Annotated in this window: 13 protein-coding genes; 3 read left to right on the forward strand and 10 right to left on the reverse strand. The window is 48.3% G+C overall.

The annotated features are described in order from the left end of the window. The first annotated feature begins 302 nt into the window (after window positions 1-302). A complete protein-coding gene (locus tag ACKFKH_RS14250; RefSeq protein WP_446858975.1) occupies window positions 303-1757 on the forward strand; it encodes a sensor histidine kinase in 1455 nt (484 codons plus the stop codon). A gap of 104 nt (window positions 1758-1861) precedes the next feature. On the opposite strand, the gene ACKFKH_RS14255 is transcribed toward ACKFKH_RS14250, so the two are convergent. From ACKFKH_RS14255 to purU, 9 genes are all read right to left on the reverse strand, one after another. Continuing rightward, on the reverse strand, window positions 1862-3208 hold the full coding sequence (locus ACKFKH_RS14255; RefSeq protein ID WP_446858976.1) for an FMN-binding glutamate synthase family protein: 1347 nt from the start codon (window positions 3206-3208) through the stop codon (window positions 1862-1864). 232 nt (window positions 3209-3440) lie between these two features. Further along, window positions 3441-4118, reverse strand: a complete 678-nt coding sequence (locus ACKFKH_RS14260; protein WP_446858977.1) for a GltB/FmdC/FwdC-like GXGXG domain-containing protein — start codon at window positions 4116-4118, stop codon at window positions 3441-3443. Continuing rightward, window positions 4106-5002, reverse strand: coding sequence for a class II glutamine amidotransferase (locus ACKFKH_RS14265; RefSeq protein ID WP_446858978.1), 897 nt, complete (start codon window positions 5000-5002; stop codon window positions 4106-4108). The genes ACKFKH_RS14260 and ACKFKH_RS14265 overlap by 13 nt, the downstream gene beginning before the upstream one ends. Before the next feature lie 4 nt (window positions 5003-5006). Beyond that, window positions 5007-6338 (reverse strand): type III glutamate--ammonia ligase, encoded by a 1332-nt coding sequence (glnT, locus tag ACKFKH_RS14270; protein WP_446858979.1) that lies wholly within the window; start codon window positions 6336-6338, stop codon window positions 5007-5009. Window positions 6339-6405: 67 nt separating this feature from the next. Beyond that, a complete protein-coding gene (locus ACKFKH_RS14275; RefSeq protein WP_446858980.1) occupies window positions 6406-7002 on the reverse strand; it encodes a hypothetical protein in 597 nt (198 codons plus the stop codon). Next, the gene (locus ACKFKH_RS14280; RefSeq protein WP_446858981.1) at window positions 6999-9929 is read right to left on the reverse strand and encodes an FAD-dependent oxidoreductase; all 2931 of its coding nucleotides are present in this window, start codon (window positions 9927-9929) and stop codon (window positions 6999-7001) included. The genes ACKFKH_RS14275 and ACKFKH_RS14280 overlap by 4 nt, the downstream gene beginning before the upstream one ends. After that, a complete protein-coding gene (locus ACKFKH_RS14285) occupies window positions 9926-10186 on the reverse strand; it encodes a sarcosine oxidase subunit delta (RefSeq protein WP_446858982.1) in 261 nt (86 codons plus the stop codon). Before ACKFKH_RS14285 ends, ACKFKH_RS14280 begins: the two co-directional genes overlap by 4 nt. Window positions 10187-10188: 2 nt before the next feature. Beyond that, window positions 10189-11430, reverse strand: coding sequence for an FAD-dependent oxidoreductase (locus ACKFKH_RS14290; protein WP_446858984.1), 1242 nt, complete (start codon window positions 11428-11430; stop codon window positions 10189-10191). A gap of 9 nt (window positions 11431-11439) precedes the next feature. Further along, window positions 11440-12300, reverse strand: a complete 861-nt coding sequence (purU, locus tag ACKFKH_RS14295) for a formyltetrahydrofolate deformylase (RefSeq protein WP_446858985.1) — start codon at window positions 12298-12300, stop codon at window positions 11440-11442. Between the two features lie 116 nt (window positions 12301-12416). On the opposite strand from purU, the gene ACKFKH_RS14300 reads away from it, so the two are divergent. Next, a complete protein-coding gene (locus ACKFKH_RS14300; RefSeq protein WP_446858986.1) occupies window positions 12417-13034 on the forward strand; it encodes a helix-turn-helix domain-containing protein in 618 nt (205 codons plus the stop codon). Here the strand turns inward: ACKFKH_RS14300 and ACKFKH_RS14305 are convergent. Then, a complete protein-coding gene (locus tag ACKFKH_RS14305; RefSeq protein WP_446858987.1) occupies window positions 13013-13423 on the reverse strand; it encodes an ACT domain-containing protein in 411 nt (136 codons plus the stop codon). The genes ACKFKH_RS14300 and ACKFKH_RS14305 overlap by 22 nt on opposite strands. Before the next feature lie 336 nt (window positions 13424-13759). On the opposite strand from ACKFKH_RS14305, the gene ACKFKH_RS14310 reads away from it, so the two are divergent. Then, a complete protein-coding gene (locus tag ACKFKH_RS14310; protein ID WP_446858988.1) occupies window positions 13760-14110 on the forward strand; it encodes a hypothetical protein in 351 nt (116 codons plus the stop codon). Window positions 14111-14320: the final 210 nt, after the last annotated feature.

Consider the following 14320-nt stretch of genomic DNA (forward strand, 5'->3'; position numbering starts at 1 on the left):
AAAATGAGAATCGCTGTGCAGGTCATCAGTAAGGACAATAGAGATCAAAGATAAAGAAGTCATGAAGGCGATTGAGGAGCTTTACAAAACGATAAGTTCAGGTAAATTCTTGTAGATTTCTTCTCAGCAAACGTTCATCTAGAAGTCAGATTGAATTTTGGTTTTTGAAGCTTGGGCGCTAGATGCTGAACAAAATGTCTCCAGTCCAACGTCTCCAGGCTAAGGTCTAACGTCTTAGCAGCGCGATCGTTCTGCATTCGATACAATTTTGGTACATCGAATAATCCATCGTCACCGTCCTCATGCCATTGATTCGCCAACTTCGGGAGGAAATTCGTCAACTCCGACAAAACTACCTTAATCCAGCCTCACTCCAGTTTCGTCTCACTCTGGAAATTGTCATTTTATCGACCTTGGGGTTAAGTATCGTTGGCATCTGGACAAGCTGGAAAATGCAGCAAATTTTAATTGCAACTCATACCCAGAATGTTGAATATATCGCTGCTCGTTTTCCTCGTGATGTAGAACTTTATAGTGAAATGTTGCCGATCGCGGCCGGACTTCAAAAAACAATTAATAATGTATCTGCTTCAGGTTTACTGATTTGGGTCAAAAGTTCAGACAATCAGCTATTGGCACAATCTGCGGACTTAAATTCTGCATTCACCGCCACGGCTGAGTTGATGTCTCTGGCAGAAATGCCGCTCAAACCGCAAGTTTATCAAGTGCGCGATCGCTATCTAGTTTTATACGAAGGCACGGTGACAGTAAAGGGCAAAGTGCTGGGAACAGTGTATATGGCGCAGGATGTGACTGCTGACCAGCATGAATTAATATCAGCCATTCGCAGTCTTGTTGTGGTCTGTCTGCTGACGACGATCGCGATGATAGTGGCAATGACGATTCGGATTCGGCGATCGCTCCAACCGCTCCAGGAAATGAGTCAGATGGCGGGTGTGATTTCTGCAAATGATCTGAAAGAAGCAAAGCTGCAATTACGTCATGCACCCAGCGAAGTCAAAGAACTGGCTCAGACTTTTAATAGGATGTTGTCTCGACTCTCTGAATCCTGGGAACAACAGCGTCAATTTGTCAGCAATGTTTCTCACGAGTTACGCACGCCTCTAACAATCGTTTATGGCTATCTACAAAGTCTATTGCGCCGCAGCACTAACTTAAATGATTATCAGCGAGAAGCTTTAGAAACCGCCACTTCTGAAGCCGATCGCACCATTCAGCTATTACAAGATCTATTAAACTTAGCGCGGGCAGATAGCGGTTATATGCAGTTTCATCTAGAGCCATTGATCGTGAATCATCTGGTACTAGAAGTTGTAGGCATGACCGAAAAGTTTAGCAATCGATCGCTGACTGTCAATGCAGAAAAACAAATCGAAGCCATTGCCGATCGCGATCGCTTAAAGCAAGTTTTGATTAATATCATTGACAATGCTGTTAAATATTCTGCACCTCATCAGCCGATCGCCATTGACTTGGAATCTAGCGATCGTCAGGCAGTGATTCGAGTCATCGATCTGGGCGTGGGCATTTCGCTACAAGACCAAAGCCGGATTTTTGAGCGATTCTATCGAGTAGACGAAGCACGGGCAAGGTTTGCAGATGAAGAACAGTCGGGTGGACATGGGTTAGGACTGGCGATCGTGCAGACGCTGCTAGAAGGAATGGGCGGACAAATCACGGTGCGATCGAAGCCTGGAGAAGGTAGTACCTTTACGATCGTGCTTCCGTCGCGGTAGAGAATGTGCCTGAGAGAGCGTCCAACTTGATGAAGTTTTTTCGCTGCGTTGTTATGATCTTCTACTCCCAACCTGCCATTCTCAAGGACTTTCAGACAAGATGCTTATAATCCTGGAATCCAATCTGTTCCGGCGATCGGTAGTTTTGCCATCGCTGCGGCTTCAATAGTCAACGCCACCAGATCTTCTCGCTCTAAATGATGAACGTTTTGTTTGCCACAAGCGCGGGCGATCGTGGTTAATTCCATGCTCAAGGTTTGCAGATAATTTTGAATGCGTCGCGCGCCAATTTCGGGTTGCAGTCGCTTTTCTAAAATGGCATCCTGAGTCGTGACCCCAACGGGACACTTTCCGGTATGGCAATGGTGACAGGTGCCAGGAGCCGTTCCCAATGCGGCGTAGTCTTCAATTGCAGAGTGATGTTCGCCGTCTTGAATATAAGTTTCACTATTGCAGCCCAGCGACATGAGAATACCTTGACCGATCGACACGGCATCCGCTCCCATTGCCAACGCTTTCGCCACATCTGCCCCCGTCCGCACGCCGCCACTGACAATCAGTTGCACCTGTCCTTTCATGTTGAGGTCTTCGATCGCTTCGACTGCCTGCCGCACAGCCGCCAAGGTTGGAATGCCGACGTGTTCGATAAAAACCGCCTGAGTCGCCGCAGTGCCGCCCTGCATTCCATCGACGACGATCACATCGGCTCCCGCTTGGATCGCCAGTTTGACATCATTAAACGGACGAGAAGCCCCCACCTTGACATAGATCGGAATTTGCCAATCGGTGAGTTCGCGCAGTTCTTGAATTTTGATGGTCAGATCGTCGGGCCCCGTCCAGTCAGGATGACGACACGCCGATCGCTGATCCACGCCTTCGGGTAAGGTTCGCATTGCTGCTACGCGGGGATTAATTTTTTGCCCCAATAGCATTCCGCCGCCGCCCGGTTTTGCACCTTGACCAATCACAATCTCGATCGCGTCTGCCTTTCTCATATCGTTGGGATTGAAGCCATAGCGAGATGGCAAGCATTGATAAACCAGCGTTTTTGAGGAAAGCCGTTCTTCTGAAGTCATGCCGCCGTCGCCTGTTGTGGTGGAGGTTCCGACTCTGGTGGCGGCCAGTCCGATCGCTTCTTTGACGTTTGCAGACAGCGAACCAAAACTCATGCCAGCGATCGTGATGGGGATGTCTAGCTCGATCGGTTTTTTAGCAAATCGAGTGCCTAAAATTGTTTTGGTAACGCACTTTTCGCGGTAGCCTTCCAGCGGATATCGAGTTAGCGATGCGCCCAAAAAAACCAGATCGTCGAAATGTGGCAATCGTCGTTTTGCACCCAGTCCACGAATTTCATACAATCCATGTGCAGATGCATTCTGAATGTATTGAATCATTCGATTGTCGTATCCCCAGGATTCTTCACGAGACGGTTGTGTAATTGGAGGGTTCATAAAATGAGAATGGGTGTGTTTTTGATCTGAAACTTAAGGGTAGTGGAATCAGAATTCTTCGCTGCGTCGTTGGGACTTTCGCACCCCAAGCTGCCAATTCTGAAAAACTTTGAATAAATCGCTGTAATTCAAGATTTCTAAGCAATGTAAATTCAATGAAATTATTCACTTCGGTTATGCATCTGGAAGAGCCAAACGAAGTAGAAAAACTGGAGTGAAGGATTTACAGCCCTTAGTATTCTTGATTTGCATCTGCATTCCAGTGATAGAGTTTTTTGGCAGAGGCAACTCGTTTGAATTCTTTGGAGCCGCATGTAAAATTTGCTTTTGCAAGTAATTCCTCAACTGTTGCATAATCTGTTTCTGACATCGGTTCTATTTGTGCATCTGCGCCGAGTGATTTGATGTCACCCCTCACGTAAATAATTGCTTCATAAAGTGAATCACCCAGTGCGTCTCCAGCGTTGCCACAAATTACCATTCTTCCTGCCTGCGCCATAAACGCTGAGAAACTGCCCACATTGCCACCCACCACAATATCGCCGCCCTTGAGCGAAATCCCACAGCGCAAACTGGCATCTCCTTCGATAATCAACAGACCGCCCTGGGCTGAAGCTCCCGCTGAGACTGACGCAAAGCCTTTGACCTGCACTCGCCCTGACATCATATTTTCGGCGACCCCGGTTCCTGCGTTGCCGAAAATGGTTACGTTTGCCAGTTGATTCATGCCTGCGGCGTAGTAGCCTGCGTGTCCGACGATTTCGACTTCAATGGGCGCATTTAATCCGACCGCAATATTGTGAGCGCCATCGGGGTTGAGAATGGTGACTTTGGAAGCGGACTCGTGATGCAAAAAGTGGTTGATCTCTCGTAATGGCGTTTTGGTCAGGTCAAATACTACACCTTCCATACGTGCATCTCCTCTGGGGCGGGTTCATAAATGTGAGCATGTTTTACGTCAGGTAGATGAGCCAACGATCGAAACTCAGACGCGATCGCCACATAGTCATCGGTTTCGGCGACGATCGCAGGCTTACAGGCAAACGCATCCCGCACGAGGGCCAGTTTGTCCGCAGTGCCCATGAGAAAAGTGTAGAAGCCGTCTAGTTCCTCAAAGCCTTTTTGCATGGCCAGTTCGAGGTCGTCGCCTTCGCGCATTCGCCACTCTAAATAACGACAGGCCGCTTCGGTATCGTTGTCGGTTTCAAACTCAATGCCTTGCGGTTCTAGTTTGCGGCGAATCTCGTGATGGTTAGACAGAGAGCCGTTGTGGACGAGGCAGAAATCTTCTCCAGCCGTGAAGGGGTGAGCGTGAGCGGGGGTAACAGCGGACTCGGTTGCCATGCGCGTGTGTGCTACCAGATGCGTACCTTTTAGCGTTTTGAAGTGGTAGCGATCGCTAACTTCCAGGGGTTTCCCAGCGTCTTTATAGAGATCGATTTTGCGTCCCGTTGATAAGAGATGAATGTGTGGATAGCATTCTTTGAGCCATTGTTTCACCGTTTCCGAAGTGCTGTCAGATGTGAGAACGGCATGATTATTTTGAATTTCAATCTCAGCGTCACTGTTGGAGAAAGTCTGAAACGCTTGCACTAGTTCTGACCAGTCGATGACGTGTTCTCCACTGTATAAGCTGTACTTTCGATGAGTGTCCGCCAGCGTTTCTGTAAATACGGCAAGTCCGGCAGAATCAGGGCCGCGATCGCTCATTCCAATCAACATCGGCACCATTAATTCGCCCAATGATTCTCGAAGGTCTGGTTTTTTGATCAGTAGTCCAACAATTCCACACATAGGTTTAAAAGAATTCTAAATAACGGTGTACTTCCCATTCAGAGACATGACGCATATATTCAACCCATTCCATTCGCTTGAGTGAAATGAATTCATCCGCTAATACGCCAAGTGCATTCCTGATAACGTGATCTGATTCGAGTGCGTCGATCGCTTCTTTGAGATTTTGCGGTAAAACTCCGATTCCTTTTTCTTTCAGTTCAGCGTCCGAAAAGTCATACAAGTTAACGTTGTGAGGTTCACCCGGATCGAGTTCTTTTTCGATGCCATCTAAGCCAGCAGCGATCGCGACAGCCGTTGCCAGATACGGATTACACGACCCATCCGCCAAACGCAGCTCTAGCCGACCACCGGGAATTCTCACCATGCTAGTTCGATTATTATCGCCGTAGCTAATATAAGCAGGTGCCCAGGTTGCGCCACTCAATGCCCGACCAACGACCAGCCGTTTGTAAGAATTAATCGAAGGCGCACAGATCGCAGTCAATGCGGGAGCATGAGCTAACAATCCGCCCAAAAAGTGATACGCCAGTTTTGACAATCCTAACTGACGGAAATCGCTCTCATCCGCAAACAAATTACTCGATTCATTAGACGACATGGACATATGAATATGCATCCCAGTTCCCGTCCGATTTGCAAACGGTTTGGGCATAAAGGTGCAAATCAGCCCCATTTCTTTAGCAATTTCTGACGCTGCCATTTTGAAGAAGATATAGCGATCGGCAGAGGTTAAACAATCGGTGTAAGTGTAATTGATTTCAAACTGTCCATTGGCATCTTCGTGATCAATTTGATAGACATCAAAGCCCGCTGTTTGCAGACTGGACACTAATTTTTCAATATAGGCGACACTGCGAGACAGTCCTTTGTAGTCGTAGCAAGGCTTTTCCAGAGTGTCTGTGGGGTCACAGGGTTGAATGTTGCCGCGATCGTCTTTCTTCAACAATACAAATTCAGGTTCAAGTCCGGTGTTGAATGTCCAGCCTTTTTGGGTGAGGCGATCGATCTGCTGTTGTAAGATGTATCGCGCATCGTAGGGATAAGGCTGTCCGTGAACATGTCCGACGCAAACCATTCGCGCAAATCCGGGCATCCAGGGCACCAGACTCAGCGTTGACGGATCGCCCACTGCCAGGTAATCGGGACTGTTGGGCTGCATTCCCAAACCCCACACTGCAAACCCCGCAAACCCCGCGCCAGGGTCAAGAATATCGTCAAAATGGGAGGCAGGAACGGCCTTAGTTTTAGCAGTCCCGTGCATATCCACAAATTGCGCCAGCACAAATTTAACCTGATGTTTTTCCAAAAATTGCTTTGCGTCTGCGGGTGTCATTCAAATGTTCTCCTCTAAAAATTAACCAACCCCATCTCATCCCTCATCCCTCATCCCCCATCCCTTTTCAATCCCTCATCTCCTCCACGATCGCTTCCAAGGTTTGCCACAAATACGCTCCAAACGTACCGTCACACCAGATTCGATACGACTCACCCGGAATGATTGTCACCGACACCCCCACCATTGAGGTTAAAATAACAGGATTTTCGGCTAATGATAAAGCACGAAAGTTAACGCTACAGGTTTGCTGTAATAACTCATGAATGTTACCTCCTTGAATAGCGATCGCTGCATCCTGACGTAGCACGGGATACACTTTAGAAGGCAGATCATCACACGCTGTTGACAACTGATCGGCAACGCAACTGTGAATGCTGTCTTCAATCAAAAATTCAGTCAATCCCAATCGAGCAATGATGCCACCTTGAGGAAGAGAATTCCAGGTGTTGGGGCGATCAGGCACCGCAATTCCTTGACCTTCTAACCAGGACGCTGCACCCGAACCTTTCACCCCAAATCGAGTTAGGAACGATCGATCGACTAGGCTCAGATGAGACGTTAAATCAGTCTGAACATCAACCAGAGAGAGCATTCCATTGATTTCTTGCCATGAACCGTTGAGCGATTGCAAACAGTCATAAAGTGGGCTGGTACGCTTCATACTGCGACCTCCTGACGTTGAGGAACTTCTGTTTCTTGGCGATCGTTACCGGGGTCGTAGAAGGGCGTTGGGGTGACGGTGGCCGCGATTGACAACCCATCTACCCGAATCGAAAATCGAGTTCCGATCTCGGCAAGGTGTGGCTGAATGTAGGCGAGTCCAATAAATCGGTTGAGCGTCGGACTAAAGGCAATGCTGGTGATGCGTCCTGCAATCTTGTTGTGGTCGATAATTAAGTGACATTCCTGGGGTGCAGTGCCCGAAAAATCTGCGTCTAGCATGAAGCCGACTAACTGCTGTTTGAGCGATCGTTTGCCCACAATTTCTAGACTACGCTGACCGATAAAGAAAGGCTTATCCATTTTGACAGCCCAGCCCAAATTTGCTTCAAAGGGCGTGGTTAACCCGTCCGTATCTTGGCCGACAATCAGGTGCCCCTTTTCCAGACGTAACAACCGCTGCGCCTCGACTCCAAATGGACGAATCGCATAGGTTTGGCCGGACTCTATCAACGCATCCCACAATGCTGGCGCAAACTCAGCCGCAACGTGAATTTCATAGCCCCATTCACCCACAAATCCTACTCTCATCAATGTGGATGGAATGCCAGCAATGTCACCTTGACGAACCGCTAAATAAGGAAATGCAGTGCTAGAGAGATCGAGGTTGGTTAATTTTGAGAGAACGTCACGAGAATAACGGCCCGCTAGATTGATCGCCGATCGTGCCCCCGTCAAATTCACAATTCCGCAATCCATGCGCCACATCGTGTTCAAACGGGACAATTCTCGATAAATTTGGGTGGCTCCAGAGGTCGTGGTTGTAAAGTAGAAGCGATCGGCTCCCAATCGGGCGATTACTCCGTCGTCAATGACTACACCTGATTCGTCTAACATCAGCGCATAGCGAGATATTTCTACTTTCAGATTGGAGTAACGTCCGGTGTACACTCGCTCTAAAAACTCAGCCGCACCTGGCCCGCGAATTTCAAGTTTTCCAAGTGTTCCGACATCGATTATGCCCACCCTTTTCCGCACGGCTTCAACTTCTTGACGAATGCAGTCCTTGGCGCTCTTCCCTGACTGGGCATAGTATTCAGGACGCTTCCACATTCCCGCCTGCATCATTTTCGCATTCAGTGCGATATGTCGGCTGTGAAGGGGCGTTTGTCGCTCTGGTGTAAATCCTTTGCCTGCCAAGTGCGATAACGGGACGGGATGAAAAAATGGTCGGGCTGTAGTCGTTCCTACTTCTCCCGGTGATTTACCAGAGATTCTCGCCAGTATTCTCAAAGCGTTCATATTAGAATGCTTACCCTGACTGGGCCCCATTCCAACTGTTGTGTACCGCTTGAGTAACTCGATGTTATCAAATCCTTCTTGAGCAGCGTTGTAGAAATCTTTTAGCTGCAAATCTTCATCGAAATCTACGAAATTTTTGCCAGCAGGATGAGGCACGATCGCCCAAGGGTGTGACGTTGATACCTGAGATCGATAGATTTCTCCCGATGCACTGCCTTTAGTTGGGAGTCCTAGAAAGCTTGCGGCGGCTAATCCTGCTCGATCGCCATCCAGCCATTTTTTCTCAAACTCAAACACACCATTGACGCGCCCACAGGCGAAAATCCCGTCCGGCAGATGATCGGGAACGAACTGCTGAAGTCGATCGTCAAACCGCATTTTGGTGCCAGCCTGATAGAGCAAATTGGCCGCAGGTGCCCAACCGACACTCATGACGATGCCATCACACGCGATCGTTTGGCGAGAATTTACCTCTGGGCTGCTGTCTGCATCAAATGGACAAATCACCGCAGCACTTAGCCCGTCACCGCCTGGATTCGGCTTTGCAGCATAGAGGCAGTAGCCCGAAAAGATGGGAATTCCTTTGGCTTGTAGCGTTTGTTTTAGCGAATCTTCTGGGGATTTTTGACGGAGATCGATGATTGCGGCAACGGTTACATTCTGTGTGATCAAATCGATTGCTGCTTGATATCCTTCAGCGTTGGCAGTAAGTACGATCGCTCGATTCATCGGTTTGACAGCGTAGCGATAAATGAGACGTTGTGCGGCTGACGCTAACATAACACCTGGCAAATCATTATTGTGAAATACCGCAGGTTGTTCGTAGGCACCACTGGCGATAATCACCGCTTTGGCCCGCATTTTTGTCATGCGTTCTTTATCGACGAGCGGAATCCAGTAATCTGCGTAGTAGGCGGCTGCTTGCGTTCCCGTGTAGAGACAGATTTTAGAATGATTCTCTACAGCGTTTAATAATTCATTAACTTTCTCTACTCGATGCGGTTCAGTTCCGATTTGATAAGTGCTTGATCCGCCGGGTCGATCGCTCTCCTCCACAATCACCACATCTGCCCCAGAATTGGCTGCTGACAGGGCGGCTGAGAGTCCCGATAGACCAGAACCGATCACCAACACATCACAAAAATCGTAGCGTTTGGGTGTGGAAATATGAGGAGTGGATGGATCGGCTTTTCCCAGTCCGGTGAGGTTGCGAATTAGACGTTCCCAAACGGGAAAAAGTCGGCGATCGTGGAATGCTTTGTAATAAAAACCAACGGGTAAAAATCGGGAGAAATAATTGAGAACGCTGGCGCGATCGTTCGTCACATCACCAAAAGTATTAATGGAGGTGAGTGACATTCCTGGCTCTATCAGTGTCACATCTGCACGAATATTCAGCTTCTCACCTGCCTGCATCAGCGTATTGATGTCGTGATTCGCCAAACTCAAAATTCCGCGAGGCCGATGATATTTAAAACTGCGTCCTAAAATCTGTTGACCCGCAGCCCACAATGCACTCGCGATCGTATCTCCTTTGTAGCCTGTAAAGCGTTGGCCTTCAAAGAAAAATTCGATTGGTTGAGTGCGATCGATCCATTCACCTATGATTGGCGGTAGTCTTCTCATTGCGCTTCCTCACCGAACAAATAAGTGCTTAAAATCTCATCCGTTTGGGTATTTCGTTCAGCGATAAACCAGGTATTACTGGGCGTATGACACCACCATTCTTTTTTAATTCCTGGTGCCCCATTTCGCAGGAACACATAATCCGCCCAGGTCTTGTCATCACAGGTTCGTGGGTTGGGCATCGATCGCACTTCTCCACCACAGACAAATTCTGAAATCACTCGCGCCCCATTTACCGGACAAGTCATTATTTTCATGATTAATGCCCCACCGAAGCTGCACCTTTTTCACCCACCAATTCGTACTTTTCAAAGCGCGCCAGTGAGAAGTCTTGAATCAGATTGTGAGGGCGATCGTGGGCCACCGTATACGCCATCGTTTTGCCACAGACAGGCGTTGCTTTAAATCCCCAGGTGCCCCAGCCCGAATCGAGATAAAAGCCCTCAACGGCGGTTTTTCCCATGATGGGGGCAAAGTCTGGAGTCATGTCCGCCATGCCTGCCCACTGGCGCACCACCTTGACGTGAGACAAAAATGGAAATAGCTCTAACATGTGAGCTGCCAATCCTTCGGTAAAGTCGAGGGTCGATCGCGTCGAATGCAATTCATAAGGATCAAGCGAAGCGCCCATCACCAATTCTCCTCGCGCGGTCTGGCTGACATAAACGTGCAAACTGCCTGAGACGATGATCGGGTCGAGCCACGCCTTCATCGGTTCGCTGACCATCGCCTGGAGGGGGTGAATGTAGAGGGGCGATCGTAGCCCGACCATCTCCAACAATCGAGGCGTAAATCCCGCGACTGCACACAGCACTTTGGGCGTAGAAATGTGACCGCGTGAAGTCTGAACGCCTGTCACCTTCCCGGAGTCAACGGTGATGTTGAGAACTTCGGTTTGCTGATGAATTTCCACCCCGCGCTGGTCGGCTCCGCGTCCATATCCCCAGGCGACAGCATCGTGTCGAGCAATACTGCCAGGAGCGTGATAAAGTGCGCCTAAAATGGGAGCCTTGCCGCCGCAGGAAATGTCCATCTCAGGGCAGGCTTTTTGGACGGCTTCCGCATCGACTAATTCGCTATCGATTCCACAGTGTTTGTTGACTTCTGCTCGCCAGCGCATGGTGCGTACTGAAGCGTCCGTGTGGGCTAATGTGAAATGTCCACGAGTCGAGTAGAACAGGTTCAAATCAAAGTCTTCTGACAAGTCTTGCCAGAGCCGAACTGATTCATCGTAGAATTTAACGCCTTCGGGAGTCAGGTAGTTTGATCGAATAATCGTCGTATTCCGTCCTGTGTTGCCGCCGCCGATGTAGCCTCTTTCTATAACGGCGATATTTTTAATGCCATAATCGCGTGATAAATAGTACGCTGCGGCTAATCCGTGACCTCCTGCGCCAATGATCACTAAGTCATAATTAGACTTTAAGCGATCGGGCTGCCGAAACATTCGCGGCTCTGGATGCTGCTTGAGTAATCCAAATTTCAACAACCGTAGGGGCATCGATTTCTCCTAGCGAAATACTACTGTTTTATTGCCGTGTCGCAGAACGCGATCTTCGACGTGATATCGTAATCCTCTAGCGAGTACTGTTTTTTCAATATCCTTTCCATATCGGACTAAATCTTCAATCGAATCGGTGTGGTCAATGCGATTTACATCTTGATCGATAATCGGGCCGGCATCTAATTCTGAGGTGACGTAGTGACAGGTTGCGCCGATCAGTTTAACGCCGCGATCGTAGGCTTGATGATAAGGCTTTGCACCAACAAACGACGGTAAAAATGAGTGGTGAATGTTGATAATCTGTCCGGGATAGCGATCGCACATTTCCGGCGTGAGAATCTGCATATAGCGGGCTAACACCATCACATCGCCCTGAGCTTGAGCAAACAGATATTGAATTTTGTCGTAGGCAGTTTGTTTTGTCTCAGGCGTGACGGGTACATGGTAAAAAGGAATGTTATGCCACTCGACAAATTTGCGAAATTTTTCGTGATTGGAGATCACACAGGGAATCTCGATGTCTAGTTCCTGACTTTGCCAGCGAGACAGCAAATCATATAGACAATGTTCTAATTTGGAGACCAGAATGACCACCCGCTTTTTTTGAGCAGAATCGGTGATCTTCCAATCCATGTGAAAGGGCTGGGCGATCGCTGCAAACTGCCGCCGAAATTCATCGATCCCAAACGGCAACGAATCCGCTAAAATTTCGTGTCTCAAAAAGAAACGCTGGGCCATCTGATCGGCATGGTTTTGCGCCTCCGTAATCCAGCCCTGATGACTGGCAATAAACGTACTCACGGCCGCCACTACACCGACGCGATCGGGACAAGAAAGACTCAGCGTATACCGTCTGGCCGTGCACACTAGAGGATTATGAATGGGGGGACATCGGTTATTAGTTTATAGTGCCTGATTGTTTCATATCTGTCAACAAAGTTTCTTGCTATGATTCAAATTATGAGCGATCGCGAGGTGAGAGCATGACGGAAGCAACGACAAAAATCGTGGAGTCTTTTGCTGAACATGCGTTAGAGCGGTATTTGGGCAATACGATTCGAGAGTTACGATTAAAACATGGGTTAACGATCGCTGAGGTTTCTGATCAGACGGGAATTTCTCGCGGCATGTTGTCTAAAATTGAGAATGCTCAAACCGCGACCAGTCTAGAGACGTTAGCAAAGCTATCTGGAGCGTTGGGCGTGTCGCTTTCTACCCTATTTCGCAATTACAACATTCCAGAAGGGGGCGCACAACTGGTCAAACAGGGTGCAGGAATGGAGGTGGTCAGACGGGGCACAAAACGCGGACATACGTATCATTTGCTGGCTTATGATCAGGGGCCGACTAAATTATTTGAGCCGTTTTTGATCACGATGGATGATGCATCAGAAGTGTTTCCCACCTTTGAGCATCCGGGGACGGAATTTATTCACATGTTGGAGGGCAAAATCGAGTATCGTCACGGGCAATCGACTTACATTTTGGAGCCGGGAGATTCGCTGACCTTTCGGGGCGACATTCCCCACGGGCCGGAGCGATTGATTGAGTTACCGATTCGATTTTTGGCGATCATCTATTATTCATTGTCTGCGGAATGACTCATCTCTAGCAGTAATTTTAGGGCACGATCGGCGTTCTCAACCGCTACAAATAAGTGATCATGATAGTAAGCAGAAACGACATTCACGCTGATTCCATGTTCTGTAAACTTTGTGGTAACCACTGCTAAAAATCCAATCGCGTTCAGGCTGGAGTGAATTGATAACGTAATCATTTTTGAAATATACTGATATTCCAGATTTGCGTTTTCAGCTTCCTGTTTATTAATAATTAAAGTGATTCCTTCAGATTCTCGAAACTGAGCGATCGCAGACACGTTTAAGCATTTCATCAACTTCTCAGAGACGCAGCAAAATACATACTCTTCTGGATAAAGAACTGGCTGGATTGATTTCAGAAGCTTGGCTAAATGGTGTTCTCCGGTCATTGGATTTGATGTTCGATCGTCGTTTTATCGAGGATTCTGACCCTTTAGAAAAATATTGAACTATCCACTTGACGAGAATCAAATTTCCAGATATTCTCTCAAATCAAGGACACCTTTTCGTCACCGGAAGGCTGTCTGATTGCCCAAAAAACCTGGTCTGTCGCCGCCCCAAGTTGTTGGAACCAACGAAGGGCAGCTAACCCACGAGACTGACTGCACCAGTCCAGAGGGCTAATGGAGAATTCTATCACTCCTTTGGCCGCTCCGACTTGTTCTGCTCTTTGGGGCGGCTAGTTTTTTGGGTTTCTTCGGGAACCTAAACTTGGAGTATTCATCATGGCACGTCTTTTGAACGCTGGCTTTTGGCTGTGCGATTTCGCCTACGCATTTCTAGAAGCGATTCAACGTCGTTTCCTTCCCGATTCCATTCCCCGTTTCACGATTACTTCGCTTCGCATTCCGCTTCAGGATCTCTTACCTGATGTTGCGATCCCTCAATCTGATGAGTATGAAGCGTTGCGCGTGTTGATCATCGGTTCTTCAGACGGCGTGACCGAAACCATTCAAAATTTGCACGTTCGACGATTTGCGAATGCGAATGATTGGAGTCCTTTGCTGCCTGCGCCCTCGTTTGGCGAAGTGATGAGTATTCTCACCCGACAGCGACGAAAATTGGCTGAATCGTGAGTTTTTGATGAGAATGCGGCCCCTTGCCGTTTACGTCTTCTGCCCCCCAATTCTGGGGGACTTTCGGATAAGTGTTCGGTTCAAAGGGGAGCATCCCAATTGTGTAGCACAGTCTTTTTGCCCTCACCCTAACCCTAAGGCTACCGTGTATACATAAGTCGATTGATCTGTACTTGCCGTAATCCTTCGCCCCCTAAATCCCCCAAATTT

Source organism: Phormidesmis sp. 146-20, from assembly GCF_052939475.1.